Annotated in this window: 17 protein-coding genes and 1 tRNA gene; 16 read left to right on the top strand and 2 right to left on the bottom strand. The window is 62.1% G+C overall.

The genetic code is table 11. The features are described 5' to 3' along the window. Positions 1-4 precede the first annotated feature (4 nt). Positions 5-853 (top strand): hypothetical protein, encoded by an 849-nt coding sequence (locus ACQRAQ_RS03485; RefSeq protein ID WP_427793921.1) that lies wholly within the window; start codon positions 5-7, stop codon positions 851-853. Between the two features lie 201 nt (positions 854-1,054). On the opposite strand, the gene pyk is transcribed toward ACQRAQ_RS03485, so the two are convergent. After that, complete coding sequence (gene pyk, locus ACQRAQ_RS03480; RefSeq protein ID WP_427793920.1) at positions 1,055-2,515, bottom strand: pyruvate kinase; 1,461 nt, start codon at positions 2,513-2,515, stop codon at positions 1,055-1,057. Between the two features lie 442 nt (positions 2,516-2,957). Between pyk and ACQRAQ_RS03475 the strand changes: the two genes are divergently transcribed. Together ACQRAQ_RS03475 and rsgA are read left to right on the top strand one after the other, a co-directional pair. Next, positions 2,958-5,639 (top strand): cation-translocating P-type ATPase, encoded by a 2,682-nt coding sequence (locus ACQRAQ_RS03475; RefSeq protein WP_427728430.1) that lies wholly within the window; start codon positions 2,958-2,960, stop codon positions 5,637-5,639. A 486-nt stretch (positions 5,640-6,125) separates the two neighbouring features. Next, positions 6,126-7,079 (top strand): ribosome small subunit-dependent GTPase A, encoded by a 954-nt coding sequence (gene rsgA, locus ACQRAQ_RS03470; RefSeq protein ID WP_427793969.1) that lies wholly within the window; start codon positions 6,126-6,128, stop codon positions 7,077-7,079. 67 nt (positions 7,080-7,146) lie between these two features. Here rsgA and ACQRAQ_RS03465 read toward each other — a convergent pair whose 3' ends face one another. After that, complete coding sequence (locus ACQRAQ_RS03465) at positions 7,147-7,350, bottom strand: hypothetical protein (protein ID WP_195838599.1); 204 nt, start codon at positions 7,348-7,350, stop codon at positions 7,147-7,149. Here ACQRAQ_RS03465 and cpaB point away from each other — a divergent pair. The 13 genes from cpaB (at position 7,337) to ACQRAQ_RS03400 (ending at position 17,155) form a co-directional block, all read left to right on the top strand. Then, positions 7,337-7,996: a Flp pilus assembly protein CpaB gene (cpaB, locus tag ACQRAQ_RS03460; protein WP_370450646.1), complete on the top strand. Its 660-nt coding sequence runs from the start codon at positions 7,337-7,339 to the stop codon at positions 7,994-7,996. The genes ACQRAQ_RS03465 and cpaB overlap by 14 nt on opposite strands. Next, the gene (locus ACQRAQ_RS03455; protein ID WP_427793917.1) at positions 7,996-9,633 is read left to right on the top strand and encodes an AAA family ATPase; all 1,638 of its coding nucleotides are present in this window, start codon (positions 7,996-7,998) and stop codon (positions 9,631-9,633) included. The genes cpaB and ACQRAQ_RS03455 overlap by 1 nt, the downstream gene beginning before the upstream one ends. Further along, positions 9,630-10,958 carry a CpaF family protein gene (locus ACQRAQ_RS03450; protein WP_427793915.1) on the top strand — a complete coding sequence of 443 codons (1,329 nt, stop codon included), beginning with the start codon at positions 9,630-9,632 and terminating at the stop codon, positions 10,956-10,958. Before ACQRAQ_RS03455 ends, ACQRAQ_RS03450 begins: the two co-directional genes overlap by 4 nt. Then, entirely contained in the window at positions 10,931-11,857 is a 927-nt protein-coding gene (locus ACQRAQ_RS03445) for a type II secretion system F family protein (RefSeq protein ID WP_427793913.1), read from the top strand. Before ACQRAQ_RS03450 ends, ACQRAQ_RS03445 begins: the two co-directional genes overlap by 28 nt. Then, entirely contained in the window at positions 11,854-12,495 is a 642-nt protein-coding gene (locus tag ACQRAQ_RS03440) for a type II secretion system F family protein (RefSeq protein WP_427793911.1), read from the top strand. The genes ACQRAQ_RS03445 and ACQRAQ_RS03440 overlap by 4 nt, the downstream gene beginning before the upstream one ends. Positions 12,496-12,592: 97 nt before the next feature. Then, positions 12,593-12,739, top strand: coding sequence for a hypothetical protein (locus tag ACQRAQ_RS03435; RefSeq protein WP_427793970.1), 147 nt, complete (start codon positions 12,593-12,595; stop codon positions 12,737-12,739). Between the two features lie 293 nt (positions 12,740-13,032). Further along, entirely contained in the window at positions 13,033-13,263 is a 231-nt protein-coding gene (locus tag ACQRAQ_RS03430; RefSeq protein WP_154517646.1) for a hypothetical protein, read from the top strand. Between the two features lies 1 nt (position 13,264). Next, a complete protein-coding gene (locus tag ACQRAQ_RS03425) occupies positions 13,265-13,483 on the top strand; it encodes a hypothetical protein (RefSeq protein WP_154517649.1) in 219 nt (72 codons plus the stop codon). Continuing rightward, entirely contained in the window at positions 13,419-13,955 is a 537-nt protein-coding gene (locus ACQRAQ_RS03420) for a TadE/TadG family type IV pilus assembly protein (protein ID WP_427793909.1), read from the top strand. Before ACQRAQ_RS03425 ends, ACQRAQ_RS03420 begins: the two co-directional genes overlap by 65 nt. Beyond that, positions 13,927-16,092 (top strand): hypothetical protein, encoded by a 2,166-nt coding sequence (locus ACQRAQ_RS03415; protein WP_427793907.1) that lies wholly within the window; start codon positions 13,927-13,929, stop codon positions 16,090-16,092. The genes ACQRAQ_RS03420 and ACQRAQ_RS03415 overlap by 29 nt, the downstream gene beginning before the upstream one ends. Further along, positions 16,092-16,568 (top strand): hypothetical protein, encoded by a 477-nt coding sequence (locus tag ACQRAQ_RS03410; protein ID WP_427793906.1) that lies wholly within the window; start codon positions 16,092-16,094, stop codon positions 16,566-16,568. The genes ACQRAQ_RS03415 and ACQRAQ_RS03410 overlap by 1 nt, the downstream gene beginning before the upstream one ends. Further along, entirely contained in the window at positions 16,565-16,924 is a 360-nt protein-coding gene (locus ACQRAQ_RS03405; protein WP_427793904.1) for a DUF192 domain-containing protein, read from the top strand. The genes ACQRAQ_RS03410 and ACQRAQ_RS03405 overlap by 4 nt, the downstream gene beginning before the upstream one ends. Before the next feature lie 158 nt (positions 16,925-17,082). Next, positions 17,083-17,155, top strand: a tRNA-Phe gene (locus ACQRAQ_RS03400). Positions 17,156-17,545 lie beyond the last annotated feature (390 nt).

Here is a 17,545-nt window from a genome sequence, read left to right as displayed (position 1 = left end):
AGCTATGCCAAGTTGGAATATTCATATCGCTCAGACGGAACGACTTCTGGCGCGTGCCGGCGCGCTTACCGATAACGTGCGCGACCGCAATGCCTTTTTGTTTGGCAGCGTGGTTCCGGACATTTTTGTGGGGTACATGGTTCCCGGTATTGCCGACCCCATCCCGTATCGCATCACGCACTTTGCCAAGCCCGAGCCCATTCCTAAGCCACGCGAGCATGAGTTTTGGGACACCTATGTGGCGCCGTTGCTTAAAGGTGCGCCGGCGGGTGCGCCGGCTGCAGCGACCTCGATTGTCGAAGAGCGTGAAAGGCTCAATCGGGTGCACTATCCGCAGCGCTACAAAGACGCCGAGCCGGTTGACGGCCCCGGCGCCGCCGAGTTTTCGCTTGCGCCCGATGACGTGGCGCAGTCGCTGCTCGATTTGACGCTGGGCGTTTGGTCGCATCTGGTGGCCGATACCGTGTGGAACACGCGCGTGAACCAATATCTCGAGGCGCGCGGCGGCAAGCCGTGCGAGGAGTTCCGCATTAAGAAGCAGGGAGACTTTGACTGGTTTGGCAAGACGCTCGGCATCGTTTCTATCCCGCGTGCGACCGATCGCCTCTATACCGCGGCGGCCCAGTTTGGTCAGTATTTGATTCCACAAGAGTATGTGCTCAAGACCATTGGCGTTATGCACGAGATTGTGCGCGAAAACCCCGGCGATCCGGATCATCCGCCGTACCGTCTGCTGACCGAAGAGTTCTTTGACGCAACGTTTACCGAGGTCGTCGAGCTAACCGAGGCGGGTTTTGCCGCCCGCGTTGCCGCTTCTGACGTCCCCGCAGTCCCTCTGGTCGCTGGCTGCTAGCCGGCTGACGTAACGGTGAGCAGTTTATCCCAATTGACCAACAGTTTCCGTCGCAGGGCGTCTTTGGTGGTGCGCTCGGCATCGGAAAGGTTCGCGACCGAACACAAATCGATGAAGCGGCATATGAAGTAGGTCTTAAAAAGGGCCCGGAAGGCGAAGCCTTCCGGGCCCTTTTAATGCAAATGTGCTTGCAAGTGCGATTTAGCGCACCTGAGCGACGTAGGCGACGTTGGTCGAGGAGACCTTGTCCTCAAGCTGGACGCTCATACGGGGATCGCCGGCGGTAGCGACGGTCAAATCGCCGGTCTCGACGTAGCCGAGCTCCTTAGCGGTCTCGATCGCCTTGACGATCGTGCCGTTGACGGTGCCCTGGGTAATCTCGGCCTTGTGCGGGATAACGCCCCAGTACATAATCATCTGCTGGACGGCCCACTCGTGGCGGGAGAACGCGCAGATCGGCATGTTGGGACGGAAGTGCGAGATCAGGCGAGCGGTACGGCCGGTGGTCGTCGGCACGGTGATGCACTTGGCGCCAACGGTGGTGGCCATGTTCACAGCGGACATACCCACAACGTTGTTGACGACGCGGGTGCCGTGAGCATCGGTCGGAACCTCGAGCGGAGCGTGAGCCGGGAGGTACTTCTCGGTCTCGAGAGCGATGCTGGCCTGCATCTTGACGGCCTCGACCGGGTACTTACCGGCAGCGGACTCGCCGGACAGCATGACGGCGTCGGTACCGTCGTAAATGGCGTTAGCAACGTCGGCAACCTCGGCGCGCGTCGGGCGCGGGTTCTGCTGCATGGAGTCGAGCATCTGCGTAGCGGTGATAACGGGCTTGTAGGCCGCGTTGCACTTGGCGATGATCTCCTTCTGGATGTGAGGAACGAGCTCGGGCTTGATCTCGATGCCCAGGTCGCCACGGGCGACCATGATGCCGTCGGAAGCCTCGAGGATCTCATCGAAGTTCTCGACGCCCAGGGCGCACTCGATCTTCGGGAAGATCGTCACGTGCTCGCCGCCGTTCTCGCGGCAAAGCTCACGGATGCCGCGGACAGACTCGCCGTCACGGATGAAGGAAGCGGCGATGTAGTCGATGTTCTCGGTCAGGCCAAAGAGGATGTCCTGACGATCGCGCTCGGTGATGGCGGGCAGCGAGATGTTGACGTTGGGCATGTTGACGCCCTTGCGCTCGCCGATCAGGCCGTCGTTCTTGACGACGCAGGTCATGTCCTGGCCGTCGACGGACTCGACCTCGAGAGCAACCAGGCCGTCATCGATCAGGATGAGGGAGCCCTTCTCGACCTCGGAGGGCAGAGCCAGGTAGTCGAGGGAGATGTGCTCAGCGGTGCCGTGGAAATCCTCGGACGTGGGCTGAGCGGTGACGACGATCTTGTCGCCGGTCTTGACGGCAACCTTCTTGCCGTCGACCAGAAGACCGGTGCGGACCTCGGGGCCCTTGGTGTCGAGCAGGATGCCGACGGGCATACCGAGCTCCTTGGAAATACGACGGACGCGCTCGATGCGACCGTGGTGCTCGTCGTAGGAGCCGTGCGAGAAGTTAAAACGGGCGACGTTCATGCCCGCCTTGATCATCTCGCGGATGGTCTCGTCGCTATCGCAGGCGGGACCCATGGTGCATACAATCTTAGTGCGCTTGTACATTCAGACCTCCATCTGACATCGTCTTGCGCTGATAGATAAACCATAAGAAATAAAACTGAGTTGATTATAACGAAATACCGACCGAATACCCCAAAAAATCGACCATATGCCGAATTAGAAGTTCTTTTTTTACGGGAAAAACGGTATATGAAAAAACTTTACCAACCGCTCTAACCGCTGCTATCTGGGCGATATTTTAGTTTGGCGACGCGCCTAAGAAAAAACGTTTTATCAGTATTGAGCATCACACGGTCCGCATCGTTGCATACGGACCATATTTCCAAATGGATTGTTTTGGCTAGACGCGTCGCTTTGGGGTACCATAGCTCCACTATCAACTGCCGCTCAGCACGGCAGCCTTGATGAGCCCTTGCCCTTCTCCTGGGAATTATGATCGGGCATCAATCTGCTGAGTGGCCCGAATCCCAGGAGGGGACTCTATATGCAAAAGGAATACCTGTCCGCCGCGGCGGAGGTGCTCAGCGACCAAGGTGTCGATGAGAACCTCGGCCTGAGCAACGACGAGGCGTCGTCGCGCCTCGCCAAGACAGGCCCTAACAAGCTTGAGGAAGCCGAGAAGACGCCGCTGTGGAAGCGTTTCTTTGAGCAGATGGCCGACCCCATGGTCATCATGTTGATCGTTGCCGCCGTTATCAGCGCGCTCACGGGCATGGTTAAGGGCGAGGCGGACTTTGCCGATGTCGCCATCATCATGTTCGTCGTTATCGTCAACTCGGTGCTGGGCGTGGTCCAGGAAGCCAAGAGCGAGGAGGCCCTCGAGGCCCTTCAGGAGATGAGCGCGGCGCAGTCCAAGGTTCTACGCGACGGCAAACTCGTGCACCTGCCGAGCGCCGAGCTCGTACCCGGCGACGTGATCATGCTCGAGGCGGGCGACTCCGTCCCGGCCGACTGCCGCGTGCTCGAGAGCGCCACGATGAAGATCGAAGAGGCCGCGCTCACCGGCGAGTCCGTGCCGGTCGAGAAGCACGCCAACGTGATCGAGCTTGCCGCGGGCACCGATGACGTGCCGCTCGGCGACCGCAAGAACATGTGCTACATGGGCTCCACCGTTGTGTACGGCCGTGGCCGCGCCGTCGTGGTCGGCACCGGCATGGATACCGAGATGGGCAAGATCGCCGGTGCCCTGGCCGAGGCCAAGGAAGAGCTCACACCGCTGCAGGTGAAGCTCGCCGAGCTCAGCCGTATCCTCACCATTATGGTGATCGTCATCTGCGTCGTGATCTTTGGCGTCGACATCGTCCGCCACGGCGTGGGCAACGTCCTTACCGACCCGACTGCCCTGCTCGACACCTTTATGGTCGCCGTCTCGCTCGCCGTCGCTGCCATCCCCGAGGGCCTGGTCGCCGTCGTGACCATCGTGCTGTCGCTTGGCGTGACCAAGATGGCCAAGCGCCAGGCAATTATCCGCAAGCTCTCTGCCGTCGAGACTCTCGGCTGCACGCAGACCATCTGCTCCGACAAGACCGGTACCCTTACCCAAAACAAGATGACCGTCGTCAAGCACGAGCTCGCTGCGCCTAAGGAGAAGTTCCTGGCAGGCATGGCGCTGTGCTCCGATGCCCAGTGGGACGAGGAACTGGGTGAGGCCGTGGGCGAGCCGACCGAGTGCGCGCTCGTCAACGATGCCGGAAAGGCGGGCCTCACTGGTCTGACTGCCGAGCACCCGCGCGTGGGCGAGGCCCCGTTTGACTCGGGCCGCAAGATGATGTCCGTGGTCGTTGAGACCCTGGACGGCGAGTACGAGCAATACACCAAGGGCGCGCCCGACGTGGTGATCGGCCTGTGCACCCACATCTACGAGGGCGATAAGGTCGTCCCCCTGACCGAGGAGCGTCGTGCCGAGCTCGTGGCCGCCAACAAGGCCATGGCCGACGAGGCCCTGCGCGTGCTGGCGCTGGCAAGCCGCACCTACACCGAGGTCCCGAGCGACTGCAGCCCCGCCGCGCTCGAGCACGACCTGGTTTTCTGCGGCCTGTCCGGCATGATTGACCCGGTCCGCCCCGAGGTCGCCGACGCCATCCGCGAGGCCCACGATGCCGGTATCCGCACCGTCATGATCACGGGCGACCACATCGACACCGCCGTGGCCATTGCCAAGCAGCTGGGTATCGTCACCGATCGCAGCCATGCCATCACCGGTGCCGACCTCGATCGCATGAGCGACGAGGAACTCGACGCGCACATCGAGGACTACGGCGTGTACGCCCGCGTCCAGCCCGAGCACAAGACCCGTATCGTCGAGGCTTGGAAGTCGCGCGACCAGATCGTGGCCATGACGGGCGACGGCGTCAACGACGCCCCGTCCATCAAGCGCGCCGACATCGGCGTCGGCATGGGCATCACCGGTACCGACGTTACCAAGAACGTTGCCGACATGGTGCTTGCCGACGACAACTTCGCCACCATCATCGGTGCCTGCGAAGAGGGTCGCCGCATCTACGACAACATCCGCAAGGTCATCCAGTTCCTGCTTTCGGCCAACCTTGCCGAGGTGTTCTCGGTGTTTATCGCCACGCTCATCGGCTTTACCATCTTCCAGCCGGTGCAGCTGCTGTGGGTGAACCTGGTCACCGACTGCTTCCCCGCGCTCGCGCTGGGCATGGAGGATGCCGAGGGCGACATCATGAAGCGCAAGCCGCGCAACGCCAAGGACGGTGTCTTTGCCGGCAATATGGGTCTGGACTGCGTGGTCCAGGGCTTGATCATTGCCGCGCTGGTGCTGGCGAGCTTCTTTGTGGGCGTGTACTTTGACATGGGCTACATCCACATCTCCGATATGATCGCCGGCGTCGCCGACGAGGAAGGCGTGATGATGGCCTTCATCACGCTCAACATGGTCGAGATCTTCCACTGCTTTAACATGCGCAGCCGCCGCACGTCGCTGTTTAAGATGAAGAAGCAGAACAAGTGGCTGTGGGCCTCTGCCGCGCTGGCGCTGGTGCTGACGGTGATCGTAACCGTGCAGCCGACGCTTGCCGAGATGTTCTTTGGCCCCGTGACGCTTGAGCTCAAGGGCGTTATCGCCGCGCTGGGCCTTGCCTTCCTGATCATTCCGCTGATGGAGATCTACAAGGCGATCATGCGCGCGGTGGAGAAGGAGTAGGTCGAAAGGCCATCCTTCCCACCGGCCCGACCGCCTGCGGGGTTTCTTCTTCGATGGTCCTCGCGCTTCGCGCTGCGGGATCGTTCGGGAGAAAGGGCTTCCGGGGCGGGCCCTGCGGTATCCTTGCTGGCTTTTCTCCCGCGCGGATGATAAAGGGCTGAGGGAAAGTATGTGAGCTGGTCGGGCTTTGCCCGGCCAGCTCTTTTTGATTTAAAATACCTGCTCAGTTGTGATTTGTGGTGCTGGGAGGCGCTTGTGGGTAAAGCTAGGGCTAAGGCGAAGAAAAAGACGACGGGGGCGCGAGCCAAGCGTGATCGTCGTCGGAAGCTTGCGACCGAAGCCCCCGCGTCTGTCGAGGAGCTGCTGGCGAGCGTGCCGGGACTCGATGCGCTGCAGGATGTTCCGGCGTTTGGCGATCTGCCGGTCGCCGCGGCTCAGCAGGCAGCATTTGACGATTTTTGCGCCCAAGCCGAGGAGCCCGAGCAGATGCAACTGGGCGCCGTGGTGCGCTTAGATCGCGGGTTTCCGCTGGTGGTGACGGCCGACGATACCTTTCGTGCCGAGCATGCCGTGGGGTTTGCCAAGTCGCGCGGCGAGGACGAGGTACTGCTGCCGGCTGTGGGCGACCGTGTGGCGGTGCGTCGTGCACCCGGGCACGACATGGGCGTAATCGAATGCGTCCTGCCGCGACGCACGAGTTTTGAGCGTTGGCGTGGCCGCGCCCGCGGCGAGCGTCAGGTGCTTTGTTCCAACGTGGATAGCGTGCTGATCGTGCAGGCACTTGGCGCCGGCGAAGTGCTGCTCGACCGCGTGGCGCGCTCGCTGGTTTTGGCGCTCGACTGCGATGCCGAGCCGGTGGTGGTGCTTACCAAGGCCGACCGCTGCGAGGCCGCGGAACTCGAGCGCGATCTGGATCGCGTGCGCCGTCTGGTGGGCCCGGACGTGCGCGTGATCGTGACGTCCTCTGCCGAAGGCCGTGGTTTGGATGAGGTGCGCGCCTGTGTTCCGGCGGGAACGTGCGCCATGATCCTGGGTGAGTCGGGGGCCGGAAAGTCGACGCTGCTCAATGCGCTGCTGGGCCACGATGCGCTGGCTACCGGTGGTGTGCGCGAGCGCGACGACCAAGGCCGCCATACCACGGTCGCGCGCGTGATGGTGGCGCTGCCGGGCGACGCCGGCGTCATTGCCGACGCTCCGGGCCTGCGCAGTTTGCCACTCGTTGGTCACGAGCGGGGCCTAGCGCGTGCCTTCCCCGAGATCGTCGAGGCGTCGCGTGCGTGTCGGTTTGGCGACTGCACGCATACCCACGAACCGGGCTGCGCCGTTCGCGAGGCCGCCAATGCCGGGCAGATCGATGGCCTGCGCCTGGAAACGTTCCAAAACTTGGCGTCATCCATGCGTGTGAGTGCCCAAATGCTCGATCCCGATGTCCATCTGTAATTGAATTTATCTATGACAGCCGTCTTCCAACTGTGCGGGAGGCGGCTTTTTTACTGGCGATGCGCCCTTAAATGAGCGTTTTGCCGACGCGCTGACCAAAACCTTGCCGCGGGCTTGACGGGTTGGTCAGCTCTTGGCTGGTAATTGGTTTGACACTTAAAACCAAGATGGTGATCGCGCTGTTTTGTTGCTTGGCCGCTCGGACAATAGTGGTACGGGCATCCCATCCGCCCAGTGCTGTCTTGAGAGGAGCTGCCGTGAACAAGAGCAAGCGCATCGCCATCAGTCTGGCAGCGGGCGTGCTCGCCGCGGCACTCTGCATGGTTTACGGGTCATCGGTTCGTTCGCGGGCTGAGCAGGCCCAGGCCAAAACCTTGGCCAAATACGGCGGCGATCGCGTCGAAGTTTGCGTTGCCGCACGTGATATCGATGTGGGTGAGACCCTCGACGAGACCAATGTCGTAACCCAAGAGTGGCTCGCGAGCCTGCTGCCGCGCGATGCGGCGACCGAACTGCGCCAGGTGCGTGGCGACGTGACGACCTCGCGTATTCCCAAAAATGCCGTGGTCTGCGATGTCTACACCAAAGCCGAGAGCCATACGCTCGAGGTGCCCAAGGGCAAGGTTGCCGTTTCGGTGGCAGTCGATGCCGAGCATTCGGTGGGCGGAGCCGCAGGCGTGGGCAGCTACGTGGATGTGTACGTGCAAAAAGACGGCGTGACCGACCGGCTGTGCGGCGCGTATGTGATCGATACCAGCGACGAGGCCGGTGCCACGCGCGAAGGCAAGGTCGAGTGGGTGACGCTGGCGGCCGACCCCAAAGACGTCAAGGAATTGCTGGGAGCCTCGGGCAAGGGAACGGTCAGCTTGACGATTCCCGCCACGGCACGCGGCAAAAAGAGCGGAGGCGACGAGTGATGAAGGCGATCTGGCTTGCGTGCTGCGCGTGTGGCGATTACGGACTGCTGCAGCAGGAAGTCGAGGGCCGCGATGCGGGCGCGCAGGTGCTTCGCGTGGGCGACCTAGACGGGTTGGTGTCTATGGCTCGGGCGTTTCCTTCGCGCCGTGGCGCTGCCATTATCGCGGCATCCCTGTTTGATACTAAAGATGTGCGAGAGACCGTCGCGCGCCTGACTGCCGAAGGACGCGTGAGCCGCGTCGTCGTGTTGATAGAGGCGCTCGATCCGTCGGATATCGAGGGGCTGTTTCGCGCGGGGGCGACCGAGGTCATCGCTGCGCACAGCATATGCGGCAGCGGACATGTGGGCGAGGGAGCGGTTGATTCCGATTGGGGCGTGTCGCCTGAGCCCGATGTTTTTGTTGATAGGGAACCCGGGGCGCCTCGCGCTACAAGAGGCCCGCGTGTTGATGACTATGGGAAAGCGGAAGCCGAGCATGTTCGGCGCCCCCCGGGCCCCCTTGCATGTGGTGACGTCGGAGCGTCGGTGCCGTATGGCGAAGACCTCCTGGCCGTAGATATGGGATATGTGCACGGCGTGAGCCTGGCCGATGGACTCGATGAGGTCGAGGGCCTTGTCGCGGGTGATGGCCCGCACGTCGACGTGACAGCGGAATCCCCAGTTCCGCCCCTACCGTTTGAGCAGCCTGCCGTGCCGGCGTGGACGCAGCACTTGGGTGCGGCTGGCGAGACGGGGACGTTGCCGCCCACGTCGTCAGCCCCTGCACCGCTGGCAGACACTGCGTCGACGTCGCATCGAGCTCCGGTCATCTGCGCCATTTCGGGTTCGGGCGGCTGTGGCAAATCGACGATTGTCGCCACGATGGCGCATGCCGCTTCGTTGCTGGGTCTGCGAGCTGCCGTACTCGATTTGGACCTAATGTTTGGAAATCTCTACGACTTGCTGGGCGCCGATGCCCCGCATGACATGGCGACACTTATCGAGCCGTCGGTCGCGGGCGCACTTGCGGAGCCAGACGTGGTCGCTGCATCGATGCGCGTTGCCCCAGGTGTTACGCTTTGGGGGCCTGTCGCAGCGCCCGAGCGCGCCGAGCTCATGGCGCGTCCGGTAGAGCTGCTGCTCGACATCTTGCGTCGTGAGTCCGACGTGGTCCTTATCGATACCTCGGTCTTTTGGGGCGATGCCGTGGCGGCTGCGGTGGCGGCGTGCGACCGTTGCCTTGTCGTGGGTGATGCGGCAGTTTCTTCCGCGACGTCTGCAGCGCGCGTCATTGAGCTGGCGAGCCGTGTGGGCGTGCCGCGCACGCGCATGAGCGCCGTATTCAACCGATTTGGCGCGCGTGGGGCGGACGAGGATGTCGCCATGCGCTTTGAGATTGCCTGTGCGTTGAGCTCCAAGATTCGTATCGCCGATGGCGGGCAGGATCTCGCCGCGCTCATGGCGTTTGGGCGCGCTGACGAGGCAGTGGGGCAGACCAGCGCTTTTGCGACCAGCGTGCGCGAGGCCACGCGTGAGATGCTCGTGGAACTGGGGTGCGCCGTCGGCCCTTGGAGCGATATGGTCGCCGACCGTGCAACGCGCACCGAACGCCCGCGCATCCGCCTTCCCTGGTCGCGTGAGGGTGATTGCCGATGAGCCTGCAAACGAGAATTAAAGCAGCCGGTGCGGCAGCGGCGACGGCACCTGTCGATGTGGGACGGCGCCGTGCGGTCAAGCGCCGCACCAAGCGGGCCGTGATGGACCGCGTGGGCTACGACGAGGTGGCACGCATCAGTGCCTACGTCGATCCGGTTCTTGCCCGCTCGGAATTGCGTCCTGCGGTGGAGGCGGCACTCAACGTGGAAGAACCGACCGACCTGGCGACGCCCGAGCGTGAGACCATCATCAACGAGATCTTGGATGACGTGGTGGGCTTGGGCCCGCTGCAGCCGCTCATCGAGGACGACACCGTCACCGAGATTATGGTCAACGGTTGCCGCTCGGCTTTCTTTGAGCGCGGCGGGGTCTTATACCCCATCGAGCATGCGTTTGAGGATGACGAGCAGATCCGCGTGCTCATCGACCGCATCATCTCGCCGCTGGGCAGGCGTATCGACGAGCGCAGTCCCATCGTCAACGCCCGTCTCAAAACAGGTTATCGCGTCAACGCGGTGATTCCGCCCGTGGCGATCGATGGGCCGATCCTCACTATCCGCAAGTTCTCGGATCGCATCTGTTCGTTGGACGAGCTTGTGGGCCTGGGGTCGCTGCCGCTTTGGTATGCGCAACTGCTTTCGTGTGCGGTGTCGCTGCGCCAAGATTTGGCGGTTGCGGGCGGTACGGGGTCGGGCAAGACTACGCTGCTCAACGCGCTATCGTGCGAGATATCTACCGGCGAGCGCATCGTGACGATCGAGGATTCCGCCGAGCTCAAGTTCGCGCATCACCCGCATGTGGTTCGCCTGGAGGCGCGCGAGGCTTCAATTGAGGGTGAGGGTGCGGTGACAATCCGCGACCTGGTGACCAACGCCCTGCGTATGCGTCCCGACCGTATTGTGGTGGGTGAGGTACGCGGTGCGGAATGTTGCGACATGCTGCAGGCCATGAACACCGGGCACGATGGGTCGCTCACCACGCTTCATGCGGGCACCGAGCAAGAGACCGTGGTGCGTTTGACGCTGCTTGCGCGCTATGGCATCGATCTGCCGAGCGAGCTTATCGAGGAACAAATCGCTATGGCGCTTGACGGCATCGTGATGTCCGAGCGCCATGCGGACGGCCGGCGTTTTGTGTCCTCCTATTCGGGGGTGCGACGCGGCGCGTCGGGTGGCGTGGAACTCGAGCGCTATGTGACCTTCGATGCCGCCGAGCGCATCTGGACCCTCAACCGCGAGCCGCCGTTTATCGCAGAGGGCTTGCGCTCGGGAACGCTTACGCAGGAGGAGGTGGAGGAATGGAGGTCGTTGTGCCCCTCGTCGTAGGGGGCCTTGCCGGGTTTTCGGTCGCGACGGTATGCGGAGTGGAGCCTCATGTGCCGAGGGTGCCGCCGGCGGAGCTGGTGCGCCAGACGCTCGAGACGGCGGCAGAGAAGCTGCCGCGTGAGCTGGTGGAAAACGATCTGCTAAAAAAGATCGCCCGCTCCTGGGTATCGTTGGTTCCCGTGCGCCGCATCGGTCTTGTCGTTGAGGATGATGCTTCACGCTTGGCGTTCCTGTTCCTATCGAGTGGCGTCTGCTGCCTTGCACTTGCCGTGGTGTCGCTATCGCCCATCGGCTTTGTTTTGGGGGCGGTTGCGCCCTTTGCCGCGGGCGCCGCACGCGACATCTTTGACCACCGACGCGAGCAGCGCGATGTGGAGGAAGCTATGCCCGAGGCCTTTACGGCACTTTCCATGTCGCTTGCCTCGGGACATTCGCTGGCCCAGGGCATGCGGTTTGTGGGCGCTCACGCGCAAGAGCCGGTGCATACCGAGTTTCTGCGGGTAGCGGCGGCGATCGACTGCGGCATTTCGGCTGCCGATGCGCTCGACGACCTGCTTGTCCGCATCGACGCCCCCGGGCTTTCGCTTGTCACGTTGGCGCTCAAGGTGTCGCAGCGGACCGGTGCCCCGCTTGCCGATCTGCTGTCCGAGGCGTCGAGCATGGTGGGGGAGCGTATCGAGCTCAAGCGCCGCCTGGATGTCAAAACGTCGCAGGCGCGCATGTCGGCGCATATGGTCGCGGCGATGCCGGCGGGTATGTGCGCGGTGCTGGCCCTGCTTTCGGCAGATTTTCGCTACGGTCTCGCAACGCCGGTAGGCGCCGGCGCCGTGGTTCTGGGGCTTGCCCTTAACGGCGTCGCCCTGGTGGTTATCCGGCGCATTATGCGGGTGGAGCTGTGAGCGCCCTGGTTGCCGCCGCGGCTTGCCTGTGCGCCTTCGGCGTATTTGTCGCGACGGGCCTGGAGCGCTCGGATGTGCGCAAGACCATGGAGATTTTCAGGGGCGAGGCGGTGCTAGTCGTTGCTGCGGCCCATTCGGTGATCGATGCCGCTATTGCGCGGGTGAGGGGCGCATTTGGCGTGGACAACTCAGCGCAGGTTTCGCTCGGTGAGGTGTCCGAGATGATTGATGTGGTGAGCCTGGGGCTTTCCGCCGGCCTTTCGTTCGATGCGGCGCTCGAGATCTTTTGCGCCAATCGTCGATCGGCGCTGACTGTTCGGCTTGAACGGGCATGCATGGCGTGGCAGGTGGGCGTGGGAGCGCGCGAGGACGAGTTGTTGGCGGCCGCGCAGGACCTGGACGTGCGGGCGCTCGAGACCTTTGCCATTACGGTGGGTCAAGCGCTCGCCCTGGGTGCCCCGCTTGCCGAGACCCTTGCTGCCCAAAGTCGCGAGATTCGCGCCGCCCATCGTGCCGCGGTCGAGCGCGAGATTGAACGAGCGCCCGTCAAGCTGCTGGTTCCCACCGGCACGCTCATCTTGCCGGCACTGCTGTTATCCATATTGGGCCCGCTGCTGGGAGCAGGCGGGATGATGTAGGGAGGAATACATGAACAAAATGGCTGACGTTATGGGTAGGGTTTGGAGTCGGACGCTTTACCGTGCAATGCGATCCTGTCAACGTGCCAAGGCGCTGGTGCAGGAGGAAAGCGCGCAGGGTACCACCGAGTACGCCATCTTGGTCGGCGTGCTCGTGGTAATCGCGATCATTGCCATCGTTGCATTTAAGGGCAACGTCGAAAAGCTATGGAACGCGATCAAAGACGGCATCAACAGCCTGTAGAAGGCGGGCATTCTGTTGGCGTGCTGCTGGTGCTCGCTTGCCTGATTGTGGCGATAGCGGCGACGCTCTGGGGGCTGAATGCCGTGCGACAGCAGCGTTCTGGGGCCGTCGCGGATGGGAGCTCGGGCGCGGTGGCGCCTCCCTATGACAAAGCGCGGGACACGGCCGACAGGGATGCCGCCGTCACGGCACAAACTTTTCTGCGGGCGCTCGACGAACGGGCGGATGCTGCGGCGGGGCCATCTGCGGACAACGCAGTCGCAGCCCGGCTGACATGGGCCGAGGAGCGACCGATGACCGAGGCTGCCGCGGACCTGTTGCGTGTCTATCGCGAGGTGCCCACAGCCCAGCTCGCTCTAAGCGGTTACCTCGACATCAAGGGCAACGTATGGGGCGCCATCGTGCGCGATGGGCGCGGCTGGGTCGACATGGTGACGGTTGCCGCGGATGCCGGCGACGCCTCGTGCCGCTTACGCGCGGTGCGCTTGGTTCCGCAAGCATCGGGGTCAAAGGAGGGATCGTGAAATGCTTGATGTTTTGCGCGAGGAGTCTGCTCAATCGACCGTTGAGTACGCCATCGTCACCATGGCGCTGCTTTCCATCGTGCTGGCGATTGCGGGGCTTTGGCGCGCCGGCACCGACGGACGCTTGGCGGCGTTGGCTGCACGGGCGGCGTCCCATGGCGTCGCCTCGACATCGGTTATCGACGCCGCCGCAGGCGCCAAAGACATCGCACTCTATTGATATCGCGCGCGAGGATTGGGCGCAGTCCACGGTCGAGGCCGCCTTTTTGCTGCCGACGTTTTTGACGCTCATCCTGCTTGCGCTGCAGCCGGTGTGCCTGCTCTATACGCGTGCGGTCATGGAGTCTGCCGCCGCCGAGACGGCGCGGCTCATGACCACGACGGCGGCGGAGGACGACGACCTCAAGGAGTTTGCCCGCCGCCGTCTCGCCGCGGTGCCCGATGTCTCGATCTTTCACGCCGGCGGACCGCTGTCGTGGGATATCGAGCTTGGCCGGGCGGACGCAGGGGGCGTTTCGTCTGTATCTATCGCGGGTGATGTAAAGCCGCTGCCCGTGATCGGCGCGTTCGCGCAGGCCATGGGCAATGTGGGGGGAGGAGGAAATGTTGAGTTGAAAGTCGACGTTTCGTACCGATCGCGTCCCGGATGGCTGGAGGGAGACTATGATTCGTGGATTGCCGCGTGGGATTAGGCGTCGCCTGCTGCGAATGATGCGAGGGCTCGTGTGCCGTTGCCGGTCGAATGCCCGCCGCAAGCGGGGCGGCTTCATGGGCCGCTCCGGTATCGACTTGTTTATCGAGGACGGTGCCTACACTACGCTTTCTTCGGCGGTCGTCATACTTGTGGTGCTTACGCTGCTGTTTTCGTCGACGGCGGCGATATGGAGTATGTCGCGTGCCGGGGATACCCAGGTGGCGGCCGATAGCGGTGCTCTGGCGGGTGCCAACGTGATATCGTCCTACCATACAGCGGCCACGGTGGTGGATGCGAGCATTTTGAGCTTGGGCCTGGCGGGGTTTGCCACAATCGGCACCGGCTTGGTTGCCATGCTGGTGCCGGGTGGGAAAATAGCCGCAAGCGATATGGTCGATACCGGGATTGAGATTATTAAAACGCGCAATAAGTTTGCCAAAAGTGCGTCGGAGGGTTTGCAAAAAGTCGAAACGGCTCTGCCATATCTGGTTGCCGCGCGAGCTACGCAGGCTGTTTCGGCGCAGGATACCGATAACGTGATCTATACCGGCACAGCGCTCGCCGTGCCCAGGACATCGGAGTCGGACTTTGTTGCGCTCGAGGGGTCAGAAATCTCGACCGATGCCATCGAGAGCACCTCAAAAGACCTTGACTATGCTGCCAAGGAACTGAAGAAAGCGTCCGAGAAAACGTCAAAGGCCAAGGAACGCGCCTGGCTTGCCGACTGCGGCGGATCGGACAGAGGCGCAGTCGGAAGCTGTTCGTGCATGTGGGAACGCGCGAGGAGCTTGGCGAAGCTTTCGGATATTGAGAATCCGCACTATGCCTCGAGTGTCACATGGGAGCCGCAAGTGGCGCTCGATCGCGCGAAGGCCTATTACCGCTCGCGCCTTGCAAACGAGGCACCTCAGGGCTCAAGCGTCGAGACGAAGGCGGAGTCGGCGGCGCGCAAGGCGTTTTACACCTATGCGAGTACAGAGGTCAATCGTGCATATGTAACCGAGGACGGAGATGAAGTCACTTCCCATATCCCGCTGTTGCCGCGCAACTCTGAAGAGGTGCGAGCGACGGAACTCTATACCGATGCGGCGTGGCCAATTAGTACCATCGATGACAAGACGTATCTGCATTACGGAACGAGTTGCCCCAACTATAAGAAGGGGTCGCCAGGCGGGTTAGCCTCGGTTGCCGATTATGACGGGCAGGACAGATGCAACAGATGCCATTTTGGCGTTTCGTCGCTCGGTGCCGTTGCAGCGCCTTCGACTTCTATCGAAAACGGCTTCGAATACCACTTTGACAAGTTCAAAGATGCCCTGGAAGACTACGTCGACTGCCGCAACAAAGAACTCGAACTTGAGCGTCAGACCGAGGATGAGGCCGACCGTGCGGGCAATGCGTTTGACCAGGCCATCAAGGCGCTTTCGGGCGAGCGGCCGCGTATCGCCCCGCCCGGCCGAAGCGGCGTGGTCTCCTTTGCGGTCTCGGGCGATATGACCAGTCCCGGTAAGCTCAACTCTTCATTCAATAAGCCGGTTACGCTCGGCAGTCGCGGTGCAATCTCTGCCGCGGTCTTGGCTCCCGACAACGCGACGGCGCAAAACAACGTGCTCTCGCGGTTTTTCTCGACACTGGAAGAGCGCTCGGGCGGCGTTGCCGGCGTACTCGATGGCGTCATGGATGTTTGGGGACGCCTGCTTGTGGGATACGGAGACATCCAAGGTTCGGCCGACGAACTTATGGACGAGATGATTAAAGACCTAGGAGGGGGCAGCGGCGCGTTGGGCTCCATTGCATCGTGGCTCGGCGATACCGTTTCGGCGTCCGTGGCGGCGCTGGGTTTGGAACCGTGCGACTTGCGCCTGCGAAAGCCGGTGCTGACCGATTCCGCTAACGTCATTAAGAGTCCGGGGTCTGACATTGCCGGTCTCTCTCAAGCGCAAGACAAACTGCGAAGTATTCCGTTGGGCGTGACGGATCCCAAGGCGCTCTGCGAGGCGTTGGAATATCAAGTCGAACGCACCATTAGCGGTACGGTGTTCACACTTGCGGAGATTCCGTTGCCCGGCGGTGGTTCCATCCCGCTTACCGTCGATGTCGCTACGCTGGCGGGCGCCTTGGGCGGTGGATCGTAATGGGCGTTGGTGCAGTCTTGTACGAGGAGCGCGCCCAGGCGACGGTCGAGATGGCCGTGGTCGCTCCCGTTTTGCTGGCGCTTGCGCTCATTGTGTACAACGTCATGGTCTTTGCTGGCGCCGTTGCGCGCTTCGATCGCGTGGTGCCCGATATCGTGCTGGCGCACGCTGTGGCGCCGGAAGGGGAGGGCGATGAGAGCTCTGTCGATGCCTCGATGCGTGTCCAGTCCGAGATTCAGGCGGCTATGCAGGGCTATAATCTGCAGGTCGAGGTCTCGAGCGAGCAGAGCTCGGCGTCGTCTGACGGCGGCTTGCTCTCTCTGTCCGGGACGTTTAGGACCTATGCCTGCGTCATGTACTATGAGCCGTGGCCTAGATTGCTCAGCATTGCCGGCGTTTCTCTGGGGACGCCGGCGAAGCTGTCGCACGAGCGCGCGGTTACGGTCGATCCGTGGCGACCGGGGGTGGTCATGTGAGCGCCGTCTTGTCTTATATCGCCTACGCGCGTGCGCTCAATAGGCTCGGTTGGTCGCCGGCAGAGTTTATGGTGGCAGAATCGTTTGACGCACGCTTGCGCGGCATGCTGGGCCGCGTGCCGATTACGGCTGACGGACTGCCGCTCGTCATGGCGTTTCCGTGCTGCTCTTCGGTTCACACCTGTTTTATGGCTTATCCCATCGACATTGCCTTTATTGATTGCAGCGGCAATATCCTTGCACGCTACGAAAATGTCCGCCCCTGGCGCATGTGCTCCTGTCCCGGTGCTTGGGCGGTGCTGGAACGCCCTTCAATCCTTGTATCGCCCACTGTCTTGCAACGAGTGCAGGCTTGAAGGCCCTGGGCGAAAAACTTTTTGCGGCCGGTTGATGTCTCTGACGTGCTGCTTTACAGAACCGAGGCGGTGTCCAAAAACTTTTTTCAAATTCTCGGTTGACCGGAGCGCGTCCTTGGTTATACTAATCAAGCCTTGAAACAAGGCACACCTCAAATGGCTGGGTAGCTCAGTTGGTAGAGCAGAGGACTGAAAATCCTCGTGTCAGGGGTTCGATTCCCTTCCCCGCCACCTTGAATTGACTAGGACCTCTGCAAAGAGGTCCTTTTCTTTTATGTAGCCCCTGCACGGAATCGAACCCCGCGAGGGCGCGGAGCTGAGGAAACGCGATAGCGTTTGCCAGCGTAGCTCGCAAGGCGCGCAAGCGCCGCAGCGGTCCGTCCGCGCAGCGCGCGGACGCGATTCCCTTCCCCGCCACCTTGAATTGACTAGGACCTCTGCAAAGAGGTCCTTTTCTTTTATGTGGACCCGCGGAAAACGCATCCCAGAATTTCAATCCTGAGCGGGATGCGCTTTCCGCTTTAGGGGCGCTTGGGAAAATGCGACCCGGAATGACGTGAAATTACGGGACATGCTTTCCGGTTGGGCCTGCTGGCGGAAAATGCATTCCATTATTGAGCA

Source organism: Collinsella sp. SGI.178 (genome assembly GCF_050313495.1).
GTDB lineage: Bacteria > Actinomycetota > Coriobacteriia > Coriobacteriales > Coriobacteriaceae > Collinsella.
This window is presented reverse-complemented; position numbering and strand designations above follow the sequence as displayed.